This window comes from Streptomyces xiamenensis, assembly GCF_000993785.3.
In the GTDB taxonomy this organism is placed as follows: Bacteria; Actinomycetota; Actinomycetes; order Streptomycetales; family Streptomycetaceae; genus Streptomyces; species Streptomyces xiamenensis.
The window spans coordinates 2,297,782-2,320,056 of sequence record NZ_CP009922.3; the positions used below are offsets into that span (position 1 = coordinate 2,297,782).

The 22,275-nt window shown below is 73.5% G+C and carries 23 protein-coding genes; 19 read left to right on the top strand and 4 right to left on the bottom strand.

The window, feature by feature from the left end:
* Positions 1–62: 62 nt before the first annotated feature.
* Complete coding sequence (locus SXIM_RS10500; RefSeq protein ID WP_046725572.1) at positions 63–734, top strand: helix-turn-helix transcriptional regulator; 672 nt, start codon at positions 63–65, stop codon at positions 732–734.
* Between the two features lie 167 nt (positions 735–901).
* Positions 902–1,600, top strand: coding sequence for a Pvc16 family protein (locus SXIM_RS10505; RefSeq protein ID WP_046723732.1), 699 nt, complete (start codon positions 902–904; stop codon positions 1,598–1,600).
* A 131-nt stretch (positions 1,601–1,731) separates the two neighbouring features.
* Here the strand turns inward: SXIM_RS10505 and SXIM_RS10510 are convergent, their stop codons facing one another.
* On the bottom strand, positions 1,732–3,141 hold the full coding sequence (locus SXIM_RS10510; protein ID WP_046723733.1) for an RICIN domain-containing protein: 1,410 nt from the start codon (positions 3,139–3,141) through the stop codon (positions 1,732–1,734).
* A 319-nt stretch (positions 3,142–3,460) separates the two neighbouring features.
* Here SXIM_RS10510 and SXIM_RS10515 point away from each other — a divergent pair, with 319 nt between their 5' ends.
* The 4 genes from SXIM_RS10515 to SXIM_RS27365 all read left to right on the top strand — a co-directional run bounded on the left by SXIM_RS10515 (position 3,461) and on the right by SXIM_RS27365 (position 6,291).
* Positions 3,461–5,071 carry a phage tail sheath family protein gene (locus SXIM_RS10515; RefSeq protein WP_046725573.1) on the top strand — a complete coding sequence of 537 codons (1,611 nt, stop codon included), beginning with the start codon at positions 3,461–3,463 and terminating at the stop codon, positions 5,069–5,071.
* Between the two features lie 130 nt (positions 5,072–5,201).
* Complete coding sequence (locus tag SXIM_RS10520) at positions 5,202–5,645, top strand: phage tail protein (RefSeq protein WP_030736426.1); 444 nt, start codon at positions 5,202–5,204, stop codon at positions 5,643–5,645.
* Entirely contained in the window at positions 5,642–6,136 is a 495-nt protein-coding gene (locus tag SXIM_RS10525) for a hypothetical protein (RefSeq protein WP_030736429.1), read from the top strand. The genes SXIM_RS10520 and SXIM_RS10525 overlap by 4 nt, the downstream gene beginning before the upstream one ends.
* Complete coding sequence (locus tag SXIM_RS27365; protein ID WP_168222759.1) at positions 6,133–6,291, top strand: DUF6760 family protein; 159 nt, start codon at positions 6,133–6,135, stop codon at positions 6,289–6,291. The genes SXIM_RS10525 and SXIM_RS27365 overlap by 4 nt, the downstream gene beginning before the upstream one ends.
* On the opposite strand, the gene SXIM_RS10530 is transcribed toward SXIM_RS27365, so the two are convergent.
* Entirely contained in the window at positions 6,240–9,059 is a 2,820-nt protein-coding gene (locus tag SXIM_RS10530; RefSeq protein WP_148236094.1) for a hypothetical protein, read from the bottom strand. The two genes, SXIM_RS27365 and SXIM_RS10530, sit on opposite strands and share 52 nt — an antisense overlap.
* A gap of 442 nt (positions 9,060–9,501) precedes the next feature.
* On the opposite strand from SXIM_RS10530, the gene SXIM_RS10535 reads away from it, so the two are divergent.
* From SXIM_RS10535 to SXIM_RS10570, 8 genes are all read left to right on the top strand, one after another.
* Complete coding sequence (locus SXIM_RS10535; RefSeq protein WP_148236095.1) at positions 9,502–10,221, top strand: hypothetical protein; 720 nt, start codon at positions 9,502–9,504, stop codon at positions 10,219–10,221.
* A 55-nt stretch (positions 10,222–10,276) separates the two neighbouring features.
* The gene (locus tag SXIM_RS10540; RefSeq protein WP_030736436.1) at positions 10,277–10,702 is read left to right on the top strand and encodes a phage tail protein; all 426 of its coding nucleotides are present in this window, start codon (positions 10,277–10,279) and stop codon (positions 10,700–10,702) included.
* Positions 10,703–10,790: 88 nt separating this feature from the next.
* Complete coding sequence (locus tag SXIM_RS10545) at positions 10,791–11,516, top strand: CIS tube protein (protein ID WP_030736439.1); 726 nt, start codon at positions 10,791–10,793, stop codon at positions 11,514–11,516.
* Complete coding sequence (locus SXIM_RS10550; RefSeq protein WP_030736444.1) at positions 11,516–13,372, top strand: VgrG-related protein; 1,857 nt, start codon at positions 11,516–11,518, stop codon at positions 13,370–13,372. The genes SXIM_RS10545 and SXIM_RS10550 overlap by 1 nt, the downstream gene beginning before the upstream one ends.
* A 79-nt stretch (positions 13,373–13,451) precedes the next feature.
* Complete coding sequence (locus SXIM_RS10555) at positions 13,452–13,889, top strand: GPW/gp25 family protein (RefSeq protein ID WP_030736446.1); 438 nt, start codon at positions 13,452–13,454, stop codon at positions 13,887–13,889.
* The gene (locus SXIM_RS10560) at positions 13,889–15,847 is read left to right on the top strand and encodes a putative baseplate assembly protein (RefSeq protein ID WP_030736449.1); all 1,959 of its coding nucleotides are present in this window, start codon (positions 13,889–13,891) and stop codon (positions 15,845–15,847) included. Before SXIM_RS10555 ends, SXIM_RS10560 begins: the two co-directional genes overlap by 1 nt.
* Positions 15,844–16,401 carry a phage tail protein gene (locus SXIM_RS10565; RefSeq protein WP_030736450.1) on the top strand — a complete coding sequence of 186 codons (558 nt, stop codon included), beginning with the start codon at positions 15,844–15,846 and terminating at the stop codon, positions 16,399–16,401. Before SXIM_RS10560 ends, SXIM_RS10565 begins: the two co-directional genes overlap by 4 nt.
* Positions 16,398–17,648 carry an NADase-type glycan-binding domain-containing protein gene (locus SXIM_RS10570; RefSeq protein WP_046723737.1) on the top strand — a complete coding sequence of 417 codons (1,251 nt, stop codon included), beginning with the start codon at positions 16,398–16,400 and terminating at the stop codon, positions 17,646–17,648. Before SXIM_RS10565 ends, SXIM_RS10570 begins: the two co-directional genes overlap by 4 nt.
* Positions 17,649–17,712: 64 nt before the next feature.
* On the opposite strand, the gene SXIM_RS10575 is transcribed toward SXIM_RS10570, so the two are convergent.
* Positions 17,713–18,201, bottom strand: coding sequence for a peptidase inhibitor family I36 protein (locus SXIM_RS10575; protein ID WP_053116156.1), 489 nt, complete (start codon positions 18,199–18,201; stop codon positions 17,713–17,715).
* 170 nt (positions 18,202–18,371) lie between these two features.
* On the opposite strand from SXIM_RS10575, the gene SXIM_RS27795 reads away from it, so the two are divergent.
* The 3 genes from SXIM_RS27795 (at position 18,372) to SXIM_RS10585 (ending at position 20,265) form a co-directional block, all read left to right on the top strand.
* A complete protein-coding gene (locus tag SXIM_RS27795) occupies positions 18,372–19,013 on the top strand; it encodes a hypothetical protein (protein ID WP_218941158.1) in 642 nt (213 codons plus the stop codon).
* Positions 19,014–19,039: 26 nt separating this feature from the next.
* A complete protein-coding gene (locus SXIM_RS27800; protein WP_218941159.1) occupies positions 19,040–19,363 on the top strand; it encodes an ArsR/SmtB family transcription factor in 324 nt (107 codons plus the stop codon).
* Between the two features lie 116 nt (positions 19,364–19,479).
* On the top strand, positions 19,480–20,265 hold the full coding sequence (locus SXIM_RS10585; RefSeq protein WP_046723738.1) for an aminotransferase class IV: 786 nt from the start codon (positions 19,480–19,482) through the stop codon (positions 20,263–20,265).
* Positions 20,266–20,411: 146 nt separating this feature from the next.
* On the opposite strand, the gene SXIM_RS10595 is transcribed toward SXIM_RS10585, so the two are convergent.
* On the bottom strand, positions 20,412–21,008 hold the full coding sequence (locus SXIM_RS10595; protein ID WP_046725575.1) for a helix-turn-helix domain-containing protein: 597 nt from the start codon (positions 21,006–21,008) through the stop codon (positions 20,412–20,414).
* 105 nt (positions 21,009–21,113) lie between these two features.
* Here SXIM_RS10595 and SXIM_RS10600 point away from each other — a divergent pair, with 105 nt between their 5' ends.
* Both SXIM_RS10600 and SXIM_RS10605 read left to right on the top strand, forming a co-directional pair.
* A complete protein-coding gene (locus SXIM_RS10600; RefSeq protein WP_030736457.1) occupies positions 21,114–21,734 on the top strand; it encodes an SAM-dependent methyltransferase in 621 nt (206 codons plus the stop codon).
* 29 nt (positions 21,735–21,763) lie between these two features.
* Positions 21,764–22,252, top strand: coding sequence for a DinB family protein (locus SXIM_RS10605; protein ID WP_030736459.1), 489 nt, complete (start codon positions 21,764–21,766; stop codon positions 22,250–22,252).
* Positions 22,253–22,275 lie beyond the last annotated feature (23 nt).

A 22,275-nucleotide genomic window follows, 5' to 3' on the forward strand; every position in this document is an offset into this window, starting at 1 on the left:
GCCATGAACGACTCCGTCGTCACTGCCAACGAGCCCACTTAGGGGAGATCTTGCCCAGCTCAATCCGGAACCCGGACACCAGCCGGGGAGCGATACCCGACGCTCCCCCGGATTCACGGATACCCGTGGCGGTGCACACCGCCGAACCACTCTCCCGCGAAGGCGCGCTCAGTCTGCTGGGGCGACACCCCGACATCGAGCTGCGCGAGGAGACCGCGTTCACCTCCGGCACCGTCGTCCTGCTCATCGCCGACACCCTCGACGGTGCCACCCTCTCCGTCTTAAGGCGTATCGCGCGCACGGCCGGTGCCCGCGCCGTCCTCGTCGTCGGCACGCTGCGGGAGGCCGAACTCCTGGACGTGGTCGCCTGCGGCATCAGCGCCATCGTCTGGCGGCACGAGGCCACCGAGAAGCGCCTGGTGCAGGCCGTGCTGGCGGCGGCCCGCGGCGACGGCACCCTGCCGGGCGATCTGCTCGGCCGGCTGATCAACCAGGTCGGCGCGCTGCACCGTTCTGCGGCGGGCCGCGAGGGCGTACCCACCAGCGGACTGACACCCCGTGAGGTGGAGGTGCTGCGATTGGCGGCCGACGGCCTCGACACCGGGGAGATCGCCGCCAAGCTGGCCTACTCCGAACGCACCATCAAGAACGTGATGCACGGGCTGACCACCCGATTCCATCTGCGCAACCGGGCCCACGCGGTGGCCTACGCCTTCAAAGAGGGATACCTCTGATCGTGGCCGCCCCTCGCCGGGCATCCGGCTGTTGCCTTCCGGGGCAGTGGGTGTGCCCGGCGCCCGGCCCCGGGGCCCATGTGCGGAAAGGCCGTCGGCCAGGCATGATCTGCGGCGTCCGTGCCTGACCCGGAACGGCGCTGACACGCAACGGTGGGAGTACGACGGTGATCCACGAGGTGGACGAGGTTCTGAAGGGACTGCTCGGCGGCGGCTCGCTGACCGGCTCCGGCATCGATGTCTCGTTCGAGGTGCCGAGCCGTGACTGGGCGGCACGCCGCAACGGGCCGGTGATCAACGCGTACTTGTACGACATCCGGGAGGACACCGGCCGCCGGCAGCGCGGCCAGGTCGCGGTGCGCGATGACCGCGACATCACCGTGAAGCGGCGCGAGACGCCCCGCTGGCTGCGGCTGTCGTACCTGGTGACGGCGTGGACGAAGCAGCCGGAGGACGAACACCGTCTGCTCTCGGCCGTACTGGCCACGCTGCTGCCCCGGGACACGCTGAACCCCTCCGAACTTCCCGACAGTCTGCGGGCCCTGGGCATGCCGGTGCTGCTGACGGTGGCGGGTCCGCACGGTGAGGCCCGTTCGCTCGCGGACATCTGGTCGGCGCTGGGCGGCGAACTCAAGCCGTCCGTCGATGTGACGCTCACCGCGCCCTTCCCGCTGTACCCGGAGTACGACGTCGCCCCGCCGATCAAGCAGGCCGTCGTCCGGGCGCGGGGTATGTCCGACGGGCCGTCCGCCGCCGAGCGGAGCACCCAGCGGTCCCTGTCCTTGCCGAAGCCCCGCGCGGGCGGGTCCCGGGAACTGCGGCCCATCCGGCGGACACGGGCGATCCGGCGCAAACGCGCCACCTGAGGCGAGCGCCCGCCGACGGACACCGCCGCCCGGCAATACCGGGCGGCGGTGGTGGCGCGTGCGTGTGGTTGCGGACGGTCACCGCCGGGGCGCGCCGGGCGCGGACACCGGCCCGCCCCGCCCGGGGTCCGTCACAGCTCCTTGTCGGCTTCCCTGTCGTAGATCGTCCACCGCGAGTGCTCCGAGGAGGAGCACTCGCCGAGGGTCAGCGGATGGTCGACCTCGGTGGCGTCCAGACCGTCGACGACCAGACACAGGTGGTTGCTCTTGAAGTTGCGGATCCAGTAGGTGCCGTCGTCCTTCGGATCCAGCCACCACAGCTGGTTGTCGTCGGTGTTGTCGACGCACCTGTACTGGAACAGCACCGTCCCCTCCTTGTGGGCGTGCTGACCCGCCAGGTCCATGCAGAAGTCGGCCCAGACATTGCGAATCTGGAAGAGCGGCAGGCCGGCCGGTCCACCTTCGGGCAGGCGCACCTCCAGATTCCACAGCTGGCTGTTCTGGTCATCCCGGCACCTGTGCTGTTCGACCTTGTAACCCGACTCGGGCTTTGCGCCCGGGATGTCCGCGCAGCGCTCGGTCGTGGCGTTCAGCAGTGTGACGTTCTCCATCGGAGGGCCTTCCTCTTCCTCCTCTTCGTCGCCACCGCCGCTCTCGGCCTCCGGCTCGGGCTCGGGTTCCGGCTCGGGCTCGGGTTCCGGCTCGGGCTCCGGCTCGGGGGAGGGGGGCGGCGGTTCGGCCGAGGCGGGCGGCGGGTCGATGGGCTCACTGACCTCGCTCGTCAGCTCGGTGGCCAGGCTCTTGACCTTCGGGTCGTGGTTGTACCAGAGCATGGCGAAGGCGAGGGCGAGCGCGACAGTCGCTCCCAGGAAGGCGGCGAGCCAGCCGGGCAGGAAGCCGCGCTGGAGGAACGTGCCCTCCGCCGGCAGCGGTTCCTTGCCGGAGCGCTGGACGACGAGGCGGTACGGCCGCTCGTCCTTGCCGCCGAGCCACCTGAGGGTCTTCGGCCGCAGCGTCACCTTCACGAACGCGGCCCGGCCCGGCTCGATCCGCACATTGCTGGGCTGCAGGTCGTAGGAGAGCTGGTCGCCGTTGTCGCTGCCGCTGAGCGAGGCGGTGATCGGGGTGTTGCCGAGGTTGTCGACGGCGAGCTGGGGCTTGCCCCGGAACCGGCCCTTCACGGTGGGCGGCACCACTTCGGCGCGCACTTCGGTGAAGGGCAGCACGGTCAGGTTCCCCTCGGGGACCACCACCGCCTCGGGATGCTCGGTGGGCGTGATCCGTACCGCGTACGGATTCGGCCCCGCGGTCGCGTCGGGGGTACGGGGCGGGGCGAAGGTCAGCTCGACGGCTCCGGTCGTCCCCGGGTAGAGCCGGAGCGTCTGCGGCTCCACCGTCGTCCAGGGCGCCAACTCCCCGACGGGCTCGAAGCGGTACTCGTCGACCACGTCTCCGGTGTTGCGCAGACGCAGGCGTACCCGCGTGCTGTCACCGGGAGCGACGGTCGCGGAGGCGGGTTCCAGGGAGGTCCACAGAGTCACGTGGGCGAGCGTAGTGAAGACACCGTGGGCGGTCAGGAGCCGTCGACACCGTACTTCGGGCGCGAAAGGGCAAGCCGATTGCCCTTCTGGAACCGCGTCAGGAAGGCCCTGACACGGGGACATCGCGCGTACGGCGGCGGGCAGCGGCGAACCGGAGCGGGGCCCGTGCCCTGCCCGGGGAGCCCGTACGAGGTCCGCACGAACTGCCCCCCAGGGACTGGACATTGCCCATCACATGGGCCCCAGGGTCGTTCCGCTGCCGTGCCGAGGCACGTCAAGGTGGTGCTGTCGCTACTCATACCCCGAGGAGATGCACACCATGCCGTCCTATCTGTCGCCCGGCGTCTACGTCGAGGAGGTGGCCAGCGGGACGCGTCCGATCGAGGGTGTGGGCACATCCGTCGCCGCCTTCGTCGGCCTCGCGCCCAGCGGTCCGCTGAACGAGCCGACACTGGTGACGAACTGGTCCCAGTACGTCGCCTCCTTCGGTGATTTCACCGACGGCTACTACCTCGCGCACTCCGTCTACGGCTTCTTCAACAACGGCGGCACCGCGGCCTACGTCGTCCGCGTCGGCGGCTCGGCCACGGACACCGCCGTCGCCGGGCAGGGCGGCAACGGCCAGGCCGCACTCGGCGGTCCGGCCCAGGACGGCCCCGCGGCGCTGCCGCCGGCCGAGCCCCAGGAGCTGGGCACCTTCACGGTGAACGCCATCGCTCCCGGCCCGCGCGGCCCGCTGAGCGTGGAGGTCGCCGACGCCGAGGGCGAGGGCCCCGCGGAGCGGTTCAAGCTGAACGTCAAGGACGACGGCAAGATCGTCGAGAGCTTCGACGTCACGGCCAAGAAGGGCAACCGCGCCTACGTCGTCACCCAGGTCAAGGAGCGCTCCAAGCTCATCGCGGTGGCCGAGGCGGCCCCCGCCGGGCAGCTCGCGCGCCCCGAGAACCAGACGGTCACGCTGACCGCCCCGGTGCCGGCGGCCACACCCGCCGCCGGCGTGCCGGTCCCGGCCGACTCGCACCCCGGCCCCGGCCAGTACCTGGGCGACTCCGCCGACCGCACCGGCTTCGGCGGCCTGGAGGCCGTCGACGAGATCTCCATGGTCGCGGTCCCCGACCTGATGGCCGCCTACCAGCGCGGCACCATCGACCTGGAGTCCGTCAAGGCCGTCCAGCTCGGCCTCATCGCGCACTGCGAGCTGATGGGCGACCGGGTCGCCATCATCGACCCGCCGCCGGGCATGAACGCCCGGCAGATCCGGGTCTGGCGGCAGGAGACGGCCGGCTACGACTCCAAGTACGCCGCGCTGTACTACCCGTGGATCAAGACCTTCGACCCGGCCATCGGCAAGTCGCGCCTGATGCCGCCGAGCGGCCACGTCGCCGGTGTCTGGGCCCGCAACGACACCGAGCGCGGCGTCCACAAGGCTCCGGCCAACGAGGTCGTGCGCGGTGCCGTCGATCTGGAACTCCAGATCACCCGAGGCGAGCAGGACCTGCTCAACCCCATCGGGGTCAACTGCATCCGGTCCTTCCCCGGCCGCGGTATCCGGGTCTGGGGCGCGCGCACCCTGTCCTCCGACCCGGCCTGGCGCTACCTCAACATCCGCCGGTACTTCAACTACCTGGAGGAAGCTATCCTCCTGGGTACCCAGTGGGTGGTCTTCGAGCCCAACGACCACAAGACGTGGGCCCGCATCCGGCGCAACGTCACCGCGTTCCTGATGAACGAGTGGCGCGAGGGCGCCCTGTTCGGCACCCAGTCGAGCCAGGCGTTCTACGTCAAGTGCGACGAGGAGACCAACACCCCGGAGTCGATCGACCTCGGCCGGGTCATCTGTGAGGTGGGCGTCTCCGTGGTCAAGCCCGCCGAGTTCGTCATCTTCCGGCTCGCGCAGCACTCCAGCGGAACCGGCGAGCTGGAGGAGTAGACCCGGTGGCCGGTCACGGCCTCCGGCCCGGCGGCCGGTGGGTCGTGGCCGGCCTCCGCGGGGCCGGGCCCCACCATTTCTGTTCCCCCCGGGCCGCATCACCCGGGGCCCCTGAAGGAGAACCAAAAGCATGTCGATGACGCTGGGCGATGCCCTCCTCAGCCGCAATTTCGGCTTCCAGATCGATGGCATCCAGGTCGAAGCCGTCCACGAGATCAGTGGCTTCCAGCAGGAGCAGGACACGATCACCTACATGCAGAACACGGCGGACGGCATCCCCGTCACCAAGAACATGCCGGGTGCGGAGAAGGGCGGCACCTGCCAGATCGTGTTCGGCATCACCAAGGAAAAGATCATCCAGGAGTGGATCAAGGCCTCGCAGGAAGGCCTCATGGGTGAGGCCCGCAAGAACGCCTCCATCGTCTTCAACGACTGGGAGAACGGGGAGACGCTGCGGATCAACCTGGAGAACGCGTGGTGCGGTACCGCCACGCCGTCCGCGGTGTCCGCGGGCTCGACGGACCCCCTGACGATGACCGCCACCATCAGCTACGAGCGGCTGAGCTGGGAATGAGGCGCACCGCACGAACCACGAGGGAGCACCCCGCCGCTCCGGCGGCGGCGGTACCCGCGGTGGAGCCCGAAGCCGAGAGCGCACCCGCTCCGGCTCCGGCACCGGCGCGGGAACCGGAGCCGCTGCGCACCGAGTTCGCCTTCGAACTGCCCCGCGGGTACGTCGACGCGCAGGGCACGGTCCACCGCAACGGGGTGATGCGGCTGTCGACGGCGCGGGACGAACTGCTCCCGCTCCGCGACATCCGCGTGCAGGAGAACCCGGCGTACCTGTCGGTGGTGCTCCTCGGTCGCGTCATCACCCAGCTCGGCACTTTGCCGTCGGTGCACGACGGCACCGTGGAGGGGATGTTCGCCTCCGATCTGGCGTTCCTCCAGGACTTCTACCGCCAGATCAACGCCGAGGGGCACACCCGTGCCACGGTGGCCTGCCCGCACTGCTCCGAGGCCTTCGAGGTGGAACTCGGCGGGAGCCGCCTGGGGGAATCATGACGTACGCGACCGACCGGCTGCACGAGGAGATCGCGTACCTCGCCTACCACTTCCACTGGGCACACACGGAGATCCTGGACCTGGAACACCACGATCGCCGCGGCTACGTGCAGCAGATCGCGTCCCTGGTGCAGGGCGCCGAAACGAAGGGCTGAGCAGTGGGTTTCCTGGATCGTCTGCTGCGCCGCACGGACGGTGCGGGGACTTCGCCGGACGCCGCCCGGCCCGGTGCCGGGACGGGGGCGGCGGAGGCCGGGGGTCCGCCCCCGGCCGGCCCGTCCGGAGCGGCGGGCGCGGCCACCGGGCCGGTCGTCCCCGCGTGGAGCGTCACGGCGCCGATCCGGCCGGCGGTGGCTCCCGAACAGCGGATCGCGAACGCGCGGTTCGGCGGGCAGCTGGCGACGTTCCAGAACCCCTCCTCGGTGCACGCCCGGCCGCCCGCCATCCTGGACGGCCGGTCGCCCGCGAGCAATGCCGGGCGGCACCTGGAGGCGGCCAGGCCGGCGGTCGCGGGTCTCGAACGCCCCACGACCCGGCCGGTTTCCCCTTCCTTCTCCCCGCCCGTCGTCCCCGCCGTGCAGCCGGACGCGGACACCTTCGCACCCCGGGCCGCCGCCCCCGGGCCCGCCCCGTCCCGCCCCGCGGGCACGCGGGTACGGCCCGTCAGCAGCACCGCGCCGCAGCCGCGTTCCCTGACCACATCCGTCACAGCACCGGCGGGCGCACCGCGCCGGGTGCTGCCCGCGTTCCGGCGCGAGCCGGCGTCCGGGGCGCGGGGCGCGGACCCGACCGGCGGCCCGGGTGCGGCGGCATCCGGGCCGCCGTCCGCTTCCGGGGGAGGCGGACGGGACGGCGGCGGGGGCTCGGCGCCGACGGCGCCGGCCGTCCAGCGCGTCGCGACCCCGCGCGCCAACACGGCGCCGGGGCGGTCTCCTTCCCCGGCGGCCGAGCGTGCCGGCTCCCCCACTCCTCCCCTCGGCACGGCCGCCCCCGGCCACCCGGGGATTCCGGCCCGTCCGGTTCGCCCGGCCCTCGGCGCGCCGATCCAGCGGGCCCCCGAGACCGCCGTCTCGCTGCGCCCGCCGGCCCGGCAGGACGCGAGCGAGGACGCGCCCACGCCGGCCGCGCCCGCGCGACGCTCCGGGGCCGACACCACCGCGCCCGTGCGGCGGACGGCCGCCGCACCGGGGTCGGCCTCCGCCGCCCCGCGACCCGCCACCCCCGCCGCGCCGGGCGCCCCGACGTCCCCGGCCGTGTCCGCGTCGCCGGCCGGCCCGGCGGGCAACCCCGTGCAGCGGCAGGTGTCTTCCACCGACCGGAACCGTCCGCAGAGCCACAGCCACAGCCGGGACCTGAGCCAGAGCCGGGGCAGCGGGAGCCGGGACAGCGCCACCGCGAGCGGGGCGGCACCGGCCGTGACGCGCGGCACGGCCGGTGCCGCCCCGCGTACGCCGTCCGCGCGGCCCACGACGGAACCGGCCCGCTCGACGACGGCACCGGCGACCGGCGACACACCGGCACGGCCCGCGCGGCAACCGGCGACGCCGGCGACCGGCGACAGCCGGGCGGGGACTCCCGCCGTCCGGCGCACCGCGAGCGGCAGCACGTCCGCCCCCGCGCCCACGGTCCGGCCGGCACGGTCGAGCGGGGGCAGCCCGGCGGGAGCCCCGGTCGGCCCCGCGCCCGCCGCCACACCGGCCGTCCGGCCGACGCGGTCCGGCGGCGGCACACCGGACGTCCCGGCGGTACAGCGCACCGCGAGCTCCGCATCGTCCGCCCCGGCACCGGTGACCCCGCAGCCCCGGCCGGGTGGCGACAACCGGCCGATGGCCCCCACCGCCCCGCAGACCCCGAAGACCGGCGACAGCACACCCGGAACCCCCGCCGTCCGGCGCGGCGCGAGCAGCCCGGTGAACGACGGCGCGCGGCCCGCGACGCCCACCGCGCCGTCCGCCCCCAGCACCCAGGCGGGCGAGGCCGGACGGCGCGCCACGTCCACCGTCCGGCCCGGCACCCCGTCCGCCCCGGCGCCGGTGACCCCGCGGCCCCGGCCCCGTGGCGACAACCGGCCGATGGCCCCCACCGCCCCGCAGACCCCGAAGACCGGCGACAGCACACCCGGAACCCCCGCCGTCCAGCGCACTCGCAGCACCGCACCGCCCGCGGTCCTGCCGACGCGGTCCGCCGGCAGCGACACACCGCAGGCCCCGGCCGGCCGGCGGTCCCCGGACACCGCAGCCGCCAGAGGGGGGCACGCGGCCGACGGGGACCGGCAGGCCCCTTCCGCCACCCGGCGCGCCACGTCCCCGGCCCCGGCGCCCCGCCCGGAGGTGTCCGGCACGTCACCGGCCGGCGCACCGGTCCGGCCGACGGGCGACGCCGCGCTGCCGCAGGCTTCGCCGCGACCGGCGGCACCGGCGACCGGCGGCACCCCCGTCGCGCGGCCCGTCCAGCGACACGCCGCGCACACCGCACCACCGGCGGCGCCGCGGCGACCGGTGACGCCGACGTCCCCCGCCGTGCCCGCCCCGACCGCACAGGCGAAGGGGAGCGACGGCGCGGCGCGCAGCGCCGAGGGCCGGCCTGTCCGCCCGTCGGCCCCCCGGGCCGGCGACGACCGGCCGCGTACCCCCGTGGTCCAGCGTGCCGACACCACGCCGCGCGCCGGCTCACCGTCGGCGAGCGACAACGGCTCACCGCGTGCGGCGCACAGCGCCCACCCGCCCGCCGTACCGGCCGTCTTCCAGCGCTCCACCACGGCATCCACCAGCGCGTCCGCCAGCGCATCGACCGCCGCAGCGACCGCCGCGTCCGGCCCCGGCCGGGCGCGCGCCGAAGGCACCGCGCCCTCCTCGGGCGGCGCCCCGGCACAGCCGCCCACCGTCCAGCGCACGGCGGCCGGCACACCCGCCCCCGGCGCCACGGCACGCTCCCCCCGAGGCACGGCTCCGGCCCTGGGCGCCCCCGTCCGGCGTACGACCCCCGCGCCGTCGGTGCCCGGCGGGGGACCGGCCGCCGCGAGCCCGCGGACCCCGGCCCCGCCCGGGGCCTCCGCGCCGCGTCCGGCAGCGCCGACGGGATCCGTCCGGCCGGGACTCGGCTCCCCCGCACGGCAGTTGCCGGACGGTCCCACCGGCGTCCGGCAGCGCCCGGCACCGGCCCCGGCCGCGCACCCCCGCCCCCGTCCGCATCCGGTGGGCGCTCCCCTCTCCTCCGGGCCGGCACCGGCGGGCCCCGTCGCACCCTCGGCCCCGGTGCAGCGCTCGGCGCTCCGGGCCCCGGCACCGCCCGGACCCCGCGCTCCGGCCGGGCCGGGACCGCGCCCGGCCGGCCTTGGCGGTCCGCTCGCCGTCCCGGACGCGGCCGTGCCGCCCGCCGTGCCGCCCGCCGCCCGTACCGAGGCCGTGCGCCCCGCCACCTCGCCCGCCCGGACCCCGGCCACCGCGGCACCCGCGTCCACCGTCACGCCCCTGCCGGCGGCGGGAAGCCCGGCAGCGTCGCCGACCCCGGCACCGGCCCCCGCGGCCGTCCGGCCCGTGGCGGCGACCGCCCGGTGGGCGGCGGCGCGCCCGGCACCGGCCGTCGCTCCCGCCCGTCCCGCCACCGTGCAGCGCCTCGCGATGCCGTCGGCCGCGCCCCGCGCGGCCGACACCACCCCGGCGGTCGGCCACGCCCCGGCGACCACCCCGGCGCCCGTGGCCATGCCGATCGCCCGGAGCGCCCCACCGGTCCCACCGGCACCACCCGCCTCATCAGCCGCGCCCGCGCCGCCGGCGCCCGCGCGCACGTACCGGGCCGCCGCGGCTCCTCCCGTCCAGCGGTCACCGCAGGGAGCGTCGCCCCCGCCCGGTTCGCCGCCCCCGCCGCCCTCCGCCCGATGGCAGTCGGGCAGTTCCCCGGAGTCCTCCTGGACCGCGGAGCAGAAGGCGCAGCGGAAGGCGGAGGTCGCCGACCCGCTGCACATGAGCGAGTTCCAGCTCGACCAGCTCAGCCGCCAGATCATCGGGCGCGTCGCCCGGTTGCTGCGGACCGAACTCCGCCTCGACCGCGAACGGATCGGGAAGCTGCGCGACAACCGCTACTGACCGCCGCCCACCGGCCCGACGACCGCACCACACCGCCCGCAGAAAGGCCCTCCCGATGTCACAGCGACGCGACCCGGCCAGCACCCCCTTCTTCCGCCTCAGTATCGACACCGGGACCCTGGGCTACTTCAACACCTGTTCCGGCCTGTCCGCGCAGGTGGAGACCGAGCAGCGGCAGGAGGGCGGCAACAACGGCTTCGTGTGGCAGTTCCCCACCCGGGTCACCTTCTCCAACATCACGCTGACGCGCCCCGTCACCGAGGACAGTGTGAAGATCGCCAAGTGGATCTCCTCCATCCGGACCGGGATGGTGCGCCCCACCGCCGCGATCACCGCGCTGCGGGCGGACAAGTCCGAGATCGTCACCTGGAGCCTGCTCGACGTGTTCCCGGTCCGCTGGGAGGCCCCCGGCTTCGAACCGGGCGGAGCGTCGGTGGCTCTGGAGACCCTGGAACTGGCCCACCACGGGTTCGCGGACTGACCGCCGCCCGGGCAGACCGGTCCGCGGACACCGTACGGGCCGCGCACCCCACGGCGCCGACCCACCAACCGAAGGGACACCACCAGCCATGGCCACGGGACAGAGCGGCGGCGCGGGCAGCAGCCTCGTGCGTGCCACGCTCGCCATCCACCAGCCTCCCAAGGGCCGCAAGACCACGCCGGGCGCGCTCATCCAGGAGTTCGCGTTCGAGTTCAACCCGGCCCAGCTGTCCGTCAGCCGCGGCGCGCAGTGGAAGTCGACGCCGACGATCCGGGTGCGCCAGGGGTCCAAGCCGGAGTTCATGGGTGCCGAGGCGCGGCAGATGACGCTGGAGATCTTCCTGGACACCTCGCACGAACCGGGCAGCAATTCGGTGCTGAAGAAGGTGGACGACCTGATGAAGTGCTGCGAGGTGACGGAGGAGAGCCTGCGGACGAAGCAGCCGTCGCCGCCGTGGGTGATCTTCCAGTGGGGCGCGTTCTCCACGGCCCGCTTCACCGCGTACGTCAGCTCCGTCGAGGCCTCCTACTCCCTCTTCGCGCCCTCCGGCACGCCCATCCGCGCCACCTGCCAGCTGCAGTTGCACGAGATACCGAGTCGTACCCCGGGGCAGAACCCGACCTCGGGCGCCCTGACCGCGCGCCGGGTGCACCGGGTGGTCGCGGGCGACTCGCTGGCCTCCCTCGCCTTCCGGGAGTACGGCAGCGCGTCGGCCTGGCGGGCGATCGCCGAGGCCAACAACATCGACGACCCCTCACATCTGACCCCCGGCTCGCAGCTGATGATGCCGGCCGCCGAGGAGGTGCGTTCCTGATGGCGGAAGCGGCGTTCTCCAGTGTGCTCAGCGTCTCGATCGACGGGACCGAACTGACGAAGGATCTGGAGAACGATCTCATCGAGGGATGGGTGGATCAGGGGGTCGGGGTGCCCGCCGCGTTCCGCCTGGTGTTCAAGGACCCGAGCCGCGAGATCCTCGGCGAACTCGGCGTGAAGTTCGGCACGAAGGTGGTCATCACACCCGTGGCCGACGGGGACGGCACCACCGATCCGCTGTTCACCGGGGAGGTCACGGGGATCGAGGCGGACTTCGACGGTTCGGGATCCTCCGCGATCATCCGCGGGTACGACAGCGGGTTCCGGCTGATGCGGCGCAGCCGGGTGAAGGCGTACCGGGGCCAGACCGCCTCGTCGATCGCGAAGGACCTGGCGGCCGACAACGGTGTGCAGATCGGCCAGATCGATGCCACCCGGGGCGAGTACGAGTTCATCTCGCAGTCCGGCGTCACCGACTGGGACTTCCTGGCACGGCTCGCGGACGAGAACAACCGGGTCATGTCGATCGACTCCAGGGGGAAGTTCCACTTCGTCGACCCGGAGCCGGCCTCGGGCGCGCCGGCTCCGTCGGGGGTCGATGACCCGAATCCGCTGGTGCTCCAGGGCGGCAGCGATGTGCTGCGGCTGCGCACGGCGGTGACGGCCGGCGATCAGGTGAGCCGGGTGGAGGCCAGGGGCTGGAACGTCGCCTCCAAGAAGGAGGTGGTGGAGCAGGTCACGAACCCCTCGACCAAGCGGTTCGGCATCGGCAGTACCCCGGCGGACGCGGCCGGGGTGTTCCCGTCCGTGACCCTGGTGGACGCCGGACTCCCGTACGACGAGCAGCCGGTGGTGAAGCGCGCGGCCGAGGCGCTGGCGGACGACGTGGCCTCGTCGTTCACGGAGCTGGAACTGTCCGTGCACGGCAATCCGGAGCTGCGTCCCGGCCTGCCGGTGTATCTGGACGGGGTGGGCGAGCCGTTCGAGGGCCGGTACACCGTCACCTCCGTACAGCACCACTTCGGTGAGGAGCCGTACCGGACGCTCGCGACCGTCAGCGGCCGGCAGTGGCGGTCGCTGTACGGGGTGGCCTCGGGCGGTGGCGGTGCGCAGAGCGCGGGGGTGCGGCTGCCCAGCGTGGTCATCGCGCTCGTCACCGACGTCGCCGATCCGCTGGAGCAGGGGCGGGTGAAGCTCAAGTTCCCGTGGCTGGACGACACCTACATCAGCGACTGGTGCCGGGTGACGCAGTGGGGCGGCAAGGGCGGCGGCGGGATCTTCCCGCTCGATGTCAACGACGAGGTGCTGGTGGCGTTCGACCGCGGTGCGTTCGACCATCCGTACGTCGTCGGCGGGCTCTACAACGGGATCGACAAGCCGACCCGGGTCAAGGACGTGCCGCTGCACGACGGTCTGAAGAACGAGAGCGCCCGGCACACCCTGTCCGACCGCCGGGGCAACCGCGTCGATCTGCTCAGCCAGCGGCCGGGCAAGAACGGCGTGCGGATCGCGAGCGGCGACGACCGGCTCACCATCCACCTCGACCGTTCCGAGACCAAGATCATCGTGAACAGCGACGGCGCCATCGAGATCAAGGGCGACGGGGCCGTGTCGGTGGAGGCGGGCAAGAACCTCACGCTGAAGGCGGGCCGCAAGCTCAGCCTCTCCAGCGGCGGGGCCATGGACATCAAGAGCACGGGCGCGCTCACCATCGAAGGTCTTGGCCAGGTCGGCGTCAAGTCGCTGGGCCTGCTGAACCTGGACGCGATGGGCCTCGTCAAGGTGACCGCCGGGGGCGCGGTCCTCATCAAGAGCACCTTGCCCTCGCTGTTCAACAAGCTGCCCTTCCCCCCGTGACCGCCCCGGCCGCAGCCGCCGCCGTCACGCGTCCCCACCCCACCGCAACAACGCCCGGAGAAAGGCAGGTACGCGGCCCATGGCCGAACAGTTCGTCGGATCGGGATGGTCCTTCCCGCTGCGGATCTCCCCCACCGGGGGCATCGCCCTGGTCAGCGGGGAGCAGGAGGTCGAGGAGGCGATCCGGCTCGTGCTGGCCACCGCGCCCGGCGAGCGGCCGATGCGCCCCGAGTTCGGCTGCGCGATCCACGACATGGTCTTCGCCCCGGTCAACGAGCAGACCGCGGGGCGTATCCAGCACGAGGTGCTGAGCAGCCTGGACCGGTGGGAGCCGCGGATCGAGGTGCACGAGGTCGACGTGACGGCCGGCACCGACCGGAGCGTGCTCTACATCGACATCCGGTACGCGGTCCGTGGCACCAACAACCCCCGCAACCTCGTCTTCCCGTTCTATGTCATTCCGTCCCACGACGAGCCGAACACCACGTCCGGTCCGGCTTCCGAAAGCGACCACTGATGGCCCTCCCCTCCCCCAATCTCGACGACCGCCGTTTCCAGCAGTTCGTCGACGACGCCAAGCGCTACATCCAGCAGCGCGCTCCCGAATGGACCGACCACAACGTGTCCGACCCCGGGGTGACCCTGGTCGAGACGGTCGCGCACCTCGCCGACCAGATCGTGTACCGGCTCAACCGGGTGCCGGAGAAGAACCAGCTGGCCTTCCTCGACCTCATCGGCATCACGCTCTTCCCGCCCACCGCCGCCCGCGCGGACGTCACCTTCTGGCTCTCCGCTCCGCAGGAGAACACGGTGACGGTGCCGGCCGGCGCGGAGGTCGCCACCACGCGCACCGAGAGCGAGGAGGCGGTCGTCTTCGCCACCGAGCGCAGCCTGCCCATCGTCCCCTGCGAGCTGGGGCATCTGGCCGTGCAGCACAAGGGTGAGGCGGTCACCGACCGGACCACCGACCTCGCCGAGGGCAAGGCCCCGATGTGCTTCGCGGAGTCGCCGAGTCCGGGCGACTGCATGCTCATCGGCCTGTCCGCGGCCGTGCCGAACTGCGCGGTCGGCATCGAGCTGGACAGCCGGGTGGACGGCGTCGGTGTCGACCCCCGGCAGCCTCCGCTGGTCTGGGAGGCGTGGACCGAGGACGGCTGGGCGGAGTGCGAGGTCGGGGAGGACGGCACCGGCGGGCTCAACCGGCCGGGGCACGTGGTCCTCCATGTGCCGGGCGGGCATGTGACCTCGCGCAGTGGCGGCCGGACGGCGGGGTGGCTGCGCTGCCGCGTCACGGAGCCGCTGGCCGACCAGCCGTTCTACACGACGTCGCCGACGGTGAGTTCGGTGGAGGCGTTCACACTGGGCGGCACGACACCGGCCGTGCACGCCGACACGGTGTACGACGAGGCGCTGGGTGAGTCCACCGGGCTGCCGGGGCAGCGGGTGCGGGTCGCGCACGCGCCGGTGGTGGGCGACGACCCGCCGGTGCTGCTCCAGACCGCGGAGGGCGAGGGGTGGGCGGACTGGGACGTCGTGCCGAACTTCGCGTCCTCCCGGCCCCGTGACCGGCACATCACCCTGGACGCGACGACCGGCGAGATCGCGTTCGGCCCCAGCGTGCGCGAACCCGACGGCTCCCTGCGGCAGTACGGCATGGTCCCGCCCAAGGGCGCGGTCATCAGGGTCCGCCGCTACCGCACCGGCGGCGGCCGGGCGGGCAATGTGGCGCGCGGCGCCGTCCGGGTGCTGCGCACCTCCGTCCCGTACATCTCGCAGATCGTCAACCGCGAGGCCGCGCTGGGCGGGGTGGACGGGGAGACCGTCGAGGAGGCGAAGCTGCGGGCGCCGGTCTCGCTGCGCGCCCAGGAGCGGGCGGTGACCCTGCGCGACTACGAGGAGCTGGCCCGGCGGGCGGCGCCCGACACGGCGCGCATCACCTGCCTGGAGGGCGAGGAGAGCGAGCACGGGGCATACGCGGTACGGGTGCTGGTGGTGCCGCAGGCGGTGCAGGACCGGGGCGGACGGCTGCGGTTCGAGCAACTGGTGCCCGGTGACGCGCTGCTGAGCCGGGTGGCCCGCTACCTCGACGAACGGCGCCCGATCGGGACGCGGCTGGCGGTGGGCCCGCCCTACTACCAGGGCATCACGGCGGTGGCGACCGTGCACGCGTACCGCGGGATCGACATCGACCAGGTGCGGCACCGCGCCCATGACGCGCTGTACCAGCACCTGGACCCGATCACCGGTGGGGCCGACGGGACGGGCTGGCCGTTCGGGCGGCCCGTGCAGGCGGGCGAGATCTTCGCGGTGCTCCAGCGCGTACCGGGGGTGGAACTGGTCGACCAGGTGCTCCTGCACCCGGCCGATCCGCTGTCCGGCAAGCGGGGTGAGGCGAGCGACCGCGTCAACCTGGGCCCCGGGGCGCTGCCGTTCTCCTTCGACCACCGCATCCGGGTGATCGGGGACGGCGCGTGAGGGGCTCGGTCGACGGGCTCGGCTCGTCCTCACCGATCGGCGCGATGCTGCCGGCCGTCTTCGCCGACGACGATCTGGCGCAGCGCTTCGTGGGCGGTCTCGACGACGTGCTGGCGCCGATGCTGAACGTACTCGACTGCCTGGACGCGTACTTCACCCCTTCGCTCGCGCCTGAGGACTTCACCCGCTGGCTGGGCACCTGGGTCGGGGCGGAGACGGACGGCACGGAGACGGAGGAGCGGCTGCGGGCGGCGGTGGGAGCCGCCGCGGGTCTGCACCGGATCCGCGGCACCCGGCGCGGCCTGGCCGAGGCGATCCGGCTGACGTTCGGCGCCGAGGCCGAGATCACCGAGAGCGGGGGCACCGAGTGGAGCGCCCGCCCCTACGGTCCGGTTCCCGGGGAGCGGCGCCCGCGTCTGCACGTCCACCTGCGGCTGCCCCACCCCACCCCCGCGGACGAGCACCGGCTGGACACCCTGGTGGCCGCCGCGCGCCCCGCCCACATGCCGTACACGGTCCAAGTGACGGCAGCTGAAAGGACCTTGGAGAGATGAGTACCCTCAACTGCGCCGACTGCGGCACCCGCGCCGAGCCCGGGCAGGCGTTCTGCGAAGCGTGCGGGGCCGTGCTGAGCTGGCGGGAGAAGCAGGGCGGCGACGCGAGCCCACGGGCGGCGGAGGCCGCCGTCGGTGCCGCGATGCTGGGTACCGAGGACACCACCGGGCGGGTGGCGCGCGGCGGTACGGCGACGGCGTCCCGGCTGGGGAAGGGCGCGGACGGTGCGGATGACGCGCCGCACCCGGACGACACACCGACCCCGCCGGTGGGCACCGATGTCTCCCCCATGGAGCACCCCGGGCCGCCGCGGCAGCGGGAGCCCTCGCGCGCGGAGACCGACCAGGAGTCGGCCCGCCGCGCGCGCGAACTCCTGGTGCCGGTGACCGAACCGGCCGCCCCGGCCGAGGTGCCGGAGGCGGTCGCCCCGACGCTGCCGGGCCGGCCCGCCGCCGCGCGGCAGCAGGTACGGGGCCCGGGGCAGGAGGCGGACACCGAGGGCGGCGTCCCGTGTCGCTGGTGCGGCATCCACAACCGTCCCGACCGGCACTACTGCGCGCGCTGCGCCATGCCCATGGTGGTGGAGCAGCGGGACGACGAGCGGCTGCCCTGGTGGCGGCGACTGCTGGACTCCAGCAGCCGCGAGGCGCCGTGGGCCGGTGACCGGCCGCGGCTGAACCGCAGCTTCGGCCACATCATGAAGTGGGTGGCGCTCGGGCTGGTGGCGGTGCTGGCGATCTTCCTGATCGTCCGCATACCCGACGGCGTCCAGGCGACCCGGGACCACTTCGCCAAGCGCGCGCCCGTCTACCCCGACAGCGTCGACGCGTCCCGCTCGTTCCAGGACCACGGCCCGGAACTGGCCTTCGACACCCTCAGCAACACCTGGTGGGGCCCCGGCGTCTCGCACGCGGGTGAGGGCGAGTGGATCGAGGCGCGCTTCACGAACCCGACGGACCTGCTCGACATGGTCATCACCCCCGGCGTCTCCACCCGCGCAGCCGACCTCAACGAGTCGGCGCTGCCGCGCCTGCTGGAGGTCACGGTCACCCGGGCGGACGGCTCGGAGGCCACCCACGAGGTCTCCCTCGACCAGGGCGCGGGCGGCCAGTTGCGCAAACTGCGGGCCAAGGAGGTCGTGCAGATCCGCTTCACCCTCGTGGCGGCCCACGGCGCGTCGCAGGAGAAGCAGGTCGCGATCGCCGAGATCGAGTTCTTCGGCCGCTCGACGGACGGCCTGTTCTGACCGGGCGTGAGCCCCTGACCGTCACGGTGACGATCAGGGGCTCACGGCTTTCCGTACCGGGCTGTCAGTTGGGGCAGCCGCTGGCGTTGTGCCGGCACAGCGATCCGATGGTGTAGCTGCCGGCGAGGTTGCCCTGACCGCCGCTGAGCGTGCTGCCGAGCCGGTTCTTGTAGTTCTTGTCCAGGTAGTAGTGGTAGCGGTAGGACGTGCGGTTGTAGACGGACTTGGCGGTCGTCCCGCTGTTCATCCAGCTGCACTGGGGCCGGGTGTCGGAGTTGAGCGCGGCGTTCCACTGGCACTTGCTGCCGCCACCGTTGGTGGCGGAGAAGAAACAGATCCACCCGTTGTCGCAATCCGCGTAGGCGAGTGCCCCGGCGTCGTCGAACCCGACGGCCTCCTGCGCGGCGAGCCCGACGGCGACCGCGGGCTCCTGCTGAACGGCCACGTCCGCCTCCGTCGTGGCACCGGCCGGGCCCACCCCCGAGCCCAGCAGACCGCCCAGCGCCAGCGCGGTCGCCGCCGCCGTCATGGTGAACCCCTTCCGCAGCTTCATACTGTCCCCCTCCTGTCGTGCGCACGGCTGTGCACACCCCTACGCTGCCCGCCGCGCGGGCCGGCCCCAGGTCGTTGCACTTCTGCGTGAAAGCTGACTGACGCGGCCGCCGAGGTGGTAGGGAAGCAGGGCATAAGGGGGAAGTCGCGGCATGGCGCAGGGGGGACGGCGTGCTCCGTATCCATTTCACGGCGGAGGATCTCGGGCGGACGCGGATGGCCGGGGGGCCGCTGCCGATGTGGGAGACCGTCCTCAGCCTCCACCGGCTCCAGCGCGGCGACGGCGGGCCACTGCTCAAGCAGTGGCGGCGGTCGGTGTGCCCCGGGCTGCCGCGGGCCTGGAAACCGCTGGCCGCGCTGGTGCCGCCCCAGGGGTACTTCCCCGACTTCCTCACCCCGCCACAGGCCGCGCTGGACGAGGCGCTCGACCGGATCCTGCACACGCCGCGCGCCGAACTCGGCCGGGACATGGGCGCGTTGGCCCAGGAGCGCGCCCCCTCCCCCTGGATCAGGGACCTGGGCGAGAGCCGCATCCCGGCACTGGCCGCCCTCGGGGCGGCGGTGACCGCCTACCACCGGACGGCGATCGCCCCCTACTGGGACGCGATCCTCGCCCAGGCCCGGCACAGCAGAACCCGCGCCGCGGAGGCGGCCCTCGGCGAGGGCACCACGGGGATGCTGACCTCCCTGCCCCTGCCCGCGCACTGGCGGGGCGGGTCCTGGAGATCTCCTACCCGGTGGAGCAGGACCTCCACCTCGAGGGCCGCGGACTGCTGCTGGTCCCCTCTTTCTTCTGCCTGCGCACAGGCGTGACCCTCCTCCACCACGAGGACACACCCGTGCTCGTCTACCCCGTGGAACACCACGTGCCCGACGACGTCCCGCAGCGGAGCCCCGATGACCGCAGGCAGGCCCTGGCGGCGCTGCTGGGCCACGCCCGCGCGGCCGTCCTCGAAGCCCTCCAGGATGGCGGCACCACCACCGAACTCGCCCGCCGCGCCGGGGTCCTGCCCTCCTCGGCGAGCCAGCACACGAGTGTCCTGCGCAACGCGGGCCTGGTCCGCAGCGTCCGCCGCGGCCGGGCGGTGGTCCACTCCCTGACCCCCCTGGGCGCCACGCTCCTGCGCTGCGGCTCCCTCCCTCCACTCCTGACCCGGTACTGACCGGTTCCCCCTCCGGCGGGGGACGGCTGTGGCTTCTCCGTCGCCGGGCTCCGGCGCCCGGGGCGCACTCCCACGTCCGCAGGGAGGCGGCAGCGGCCGGTGACAGACTGAACCCCATGGCGGAACTCGACGGCAGGCCCGTCTCTCCTGAACAACTGCGTGCCCTGGCCCTCGTCAACCTGGGCCACTTCACGTCCCTGCGCGTGGACGACGGAGGCGTACGCGGGCTGAGTCTCCATCTGGAGCGGTTGGCCCGGGACTGCCGCACGGTCTTCGAGGCCGAGCTGGACACCGGCCGGGTGCGTACCCTCGTCCGGCGGGCCGTCCAGAACGCGGGCCGTGGCTCGTGCACCGCCCGCGTCACGATCTTCGACCCCGCACTCGACCTGGGCCGCCCCGGGAACCCGGCGGAGCCCCGGACGCTGGTCACGGTCCGCCCCGCCGGCGCCCTCACGCCGGCACCGATGAGCGTGCAGACCCGCGCGTTCCAGCGTGAGTTGCCCGCCGTCAAACACACCGGCCTGTTCGCCTCACTCCACCACCGGCGACAGGCCCAGCGCGCCGGATTCGACGACGCGTTGTTCGCCCATCCGGGCAGCGGGCTGGTGAGTGAGGGCGTGACCTGGAACGTCGGCTTCATCGACGCCGAGGGAAAGGTCAGCTGGCCGCAGGCCGATGTGCTGCCCGGCGTCACCCTCCGCCTGCTCCAGGACGCCGGCCACGGAACGGTGCGCCCCTTCCACCGCGACCGGCTCGCCACTTCCCGGGCCGCGTTCGCGACCAACGCCGCCATCGGCGTCCGCCCCATCGCCGCCATCGACGATCTCCGGATGCGAACCGACCACCCGGCGCTCACCGCACTCCGGGAGAGCTACACGCGGATCGCACCCGAGCGTCTCTGAGGGTTCGTGTGTCAGCCGGTCCTGAACTCGGGGTGGACCACCTCGACACGGTCCCGCTTGGTGTACATGTCCCAGTAGATCGAAGCGAGGTCGGCCGGGTCGACGACCGGGAACAAAGCTCAAGCTCAGCGCCGGCTGCCCCTGGTTCACTTTTCCCGTGGTGCCCGGCCGGGGCCGGCGCGCAGGTGCGCACGTGTCCCCTGCGGACCGAACAGGACGAGGAGTTCGACCGCGCCGCCGTCCGCGCTGCCCAGCCAGTGGGGCAGTGCCGTGTCGAATTCGGCGGCCTCACCGGATGACAGGACCAGGTCGCGCTCACCGACCAGCAGCCGCAGCCGCCCGTTGAGCACGTACAGCCACTCGGACCCCTCGTGGGTCTGCGGCGTCGGCACCAGCGGTTCCGGGCTCGCCGGGATGATCATCTTGAAGGCCTGGGTGCCGCCCGGCCGACGGGACAGCGGCACGAACACCATGCCGAACCGCCGGACCGGCTTCAGGTGGATGCGGGGATCGCCGGTGCGCGGGGCGCCGACGAGGTCATCCAGGGGGACGTCGTAGGTGCGGGCCAGCGGGAGCAGCAGTTCCAGGGTCACCCGGCGGCGCCCGCTCTCCAGCCGGGACAGGGTGCTCTCCGAGACCCCGGTCACCGCCGCGAGTGCGGCCAGGGTGATGCCGCGTTCGCGGCGCAGCGCCCGCAGCCGGGGCCCTACAGAGCCCAGCGCGTCCTCCGGTTCACCGTTCATCACGCCATCTTGCAGGAACTGCAAGATGGCGTGCCAATTCACGACGGGCCGGGCGAGAGTGGGCCGCGTTCCCCCGCAACGGCAAGAGAGAAGGAGGAGCGCTCGATGAGTACCACTGAGGCGGCCGCGTTCTGGAACGGCCTGTACGCGGACCGCCCGGCGCCCGCGGATCCGCAGCCGAACGCCATGCTCACCGAGACGGTGGCCGGCCTGCCGCCCGGCACCGCGCTGGACCTGGGGTGCGGCGAGGGCGGTGACGCGCTCTGGCTCGCCCGTCAGGGGTGGCAGGTCACCGCCGTCGACGTGTCGGCCGTGGCGGTCGAGCGCCTGGCCGGCCTCGCCGCCTCGCACGGTCTGGCCGGGCGCGTCGCGGCCGAGCGGCACGATCTGCGCGAGACCTTCCCCGGCGGCGCGTTCGACCTCGTCTGCGCCCACTACCTGCACACCCCCTTCGACCTGGACAAGGCGGCCGTGCTGCGTGCGGCCGCGCACGCCCTGCGCCCGGGCGGGCGGCTGCTGGTCGTCGACCACGGCTCGGCCGCTCCCTGGTCATGGGAGCAGGACGCCCGCTTCCCGTCCCCGCGGGAGGTCGCCGCCGGCATCGCCCTGGACGCGGGGACATGGCCGGTCGAGCGTGCCGCCGCACCTCGCCGGACCGCTACCGGCCCGGGAGGACGTACGGCCGAGGTCACCGACCACGTCCTGGTCATCCGCCGCGCCGGCTGAACCTGCCCGGCCCACCGAAAGAAGGCACGATGCCCGCCGCCCACCGCCGCGACACCCCGCCGCCCCGCACCGGAAGCAGTGAGACCGAGGTCCTGCGCGGATTCCTCGGCTACCTGCGCGACTCGATCGCCGCGAAGGTCGAGGGCGCTCCCGAACCGCAGGTCCGCACGTACAGAACGCCCTCGGGCACGAACCTGCTCGGCCTGCTCCACCACCTCACCGCCGTCGAGCGGGCCACGTTCCTCGGGGAGGAGGTCGCCGACTGGCAGGCGACCTTCGACGCCCCCGCCGCGGACAGCGTGGCCGATGTCGTCGCCCGCTACCGGGAGACCGTCGCGCGCGCCGACGCCGTCCTCGACGGGTGCGCCGGCCTCGACGCACCCGTGCCCCGCCCGCCGACGCGCAGACCCGCTCCCAGCATCCGCTGGGCACTCGTCCACATGATCGAGGAGACCGGCCGCCACGCCGGGCACGCGGACATCCTGCGCGAGCTGACCGACGGCACCACCGGACGCTGATCCACCACCGCACCAGAAACACA